General features: G+C 55.8%; 2 protein-coding genes. Both read right to left on the bottom strand.

Going from position 1 to position 1,379, the window contains the following annotated elements; genetic code table 11:
• On the bottom strand, window positions 1-385 hold a 385-nt coding region (locus V6D20_11165; protein ID HEY9816342.1), incomplete at its 3' end, for a hypothetical protein.
• Between the two features lie 123 nt (window positions 386-508).
• On the bottom strand, window positions 509-895 hold the full coding sequence (locus V6D20_11160; protein ID HEY9816341.1) for a hypothetical protein: 387 nt from the start codon (window positions 893-895) through the stop codon (window positions 509-511).
• Between the last annotated feature and the right edge of the window lie 484 nt (window positions 896-1,379).

Raw genomic sequence — 1,379 nt, 5'->3', positions numbered from 1 at the left:
ATGAACGCAAGCAACAATTACTGCGTTCCATAGAGGTAGCTAGTTTGTAACATAGAAGAATCTTCGGAACAATGAACAAGCTGATGAAACAGAAAAGGCTGAGAAGCTTAGTGCTATGGAACAAAAACTTCAGGGTGCCGTCGTTGTATTGATATTCAGACATTGAAGGCAGAATAGCAGATGCTATGCTGGAGTCAAAAGCAAGCCATCGAGGTAGAAACATGCCTTCTCTTCCTAATCCACAGGGGAGTTTACCCCACCCAGCCTCGTCCTTGAAGAAGAAATTAAGAGAGTTGAAAAAACACTCAAGCAAATGCGAGCTAAGGAGGGTAACGTTGCGCAGTTCCCCTAAGCTAGAAGGCGATTCAGAGAGGGTGAAAAGCATGGAGAAGAAGCTGAATACGATGAGACACCGCGCTAGCAAAGGTCAGATCAACCCGAAGAGGCCCTGAGCTCGCATAAAGAGACTGGAGACTCGCTTTTGCAAGTGGTTTGCGCGGTACGCGGTTTATTGGAGAAGCAGGGCTAGGCTGCAAAGTGCGAGGGCTGTGGCCCCGTCTGTCTCGGCCCGGCAGGTACCAGCCACGCCTTCAGACGAGCCAAAGCAGACTTCGCCTTCCGTGGGGCAGTCAGCCGTCACGCAGCAGTCGCCTGCAGCGACTACATTGCAGCCAGGTGGCGGCACTTCGCCACTGCTGCTAACGACAGGAATGCTAGGGCTCGACGCTGCGGACGGGCCCACAGGGCTCGGTGGCGTAGGGCTTGGGGTTGGAGAGGCATTCGGCATCGGGCCGGTGACACCAGCAGGGGTAGTAACGGGGGCCGGGGCGCTTCCTCCTGACCCAGAACCAGAGACCGTCACTGGGGGCGAGGGGATAGGTTGCGTGATAGGCATGGTGGGAGGGCCGCCTGTTCCTGTGACGGTTTGCGGTGGGGCAGTGTTGGCGCAAGGAGAGGCTTGGAACCCTGAAAGGCCAGTGTTTCCGGGGTAGAAGACGCCATTGGGTACACCAGTCGTAATGATCCCTGCATTGTGAACCCAAAACTGCCCTACCTTGATAGGAGGACGCCCACCAGGCCGTGCCCCACCATTGCGTGATAGAGGGGAAGTTGCAAATTTGGGTGGGAACAGGGCAGTTGACTCCATTTTGGCATCCGCCGACACCTGCACAGTCACCTTGGCGAAGCGGACACGTGGGGTTGCTGTTCGGGTCTGTTCCAGATGCTGGGGCGTCAGAAGTTCTGGCTTACAGGAATACTGTCCCGTCCAGCCTGTGTACGGGGCCGAACTGCCAGTCAGGCCAGGAACGGGCTGAAATCGGAGGCAAATACTGCCCTATGCAGTGAGAGAGAGAGATGTTGCACCTCAAAGCTGTAGG

This window comes from Candidatus Obscuribacterales bacterium (assembly GCA_036703605.1).
In the GTDB taxonomy this organism is placed as follows: Bacteria; Cyanobacteriota; Cyanobacteriia; order RECH01; family RECH01; genus RECH01.
Note: the sequence above shows the minus strand (reverse complement) of the source record. Positions and strands in the feature narration are given on the sequence as shown.

Excerpts from the sequence above, each read along its gene's own strand:
- V6D20_11160 (HEY9816341.1), bottom strand. The coding sequence starts at position 895 with ATGCCTATCACGCAACCTATCCCCTCGCCCCCAGTGACGGTCTCTGGT.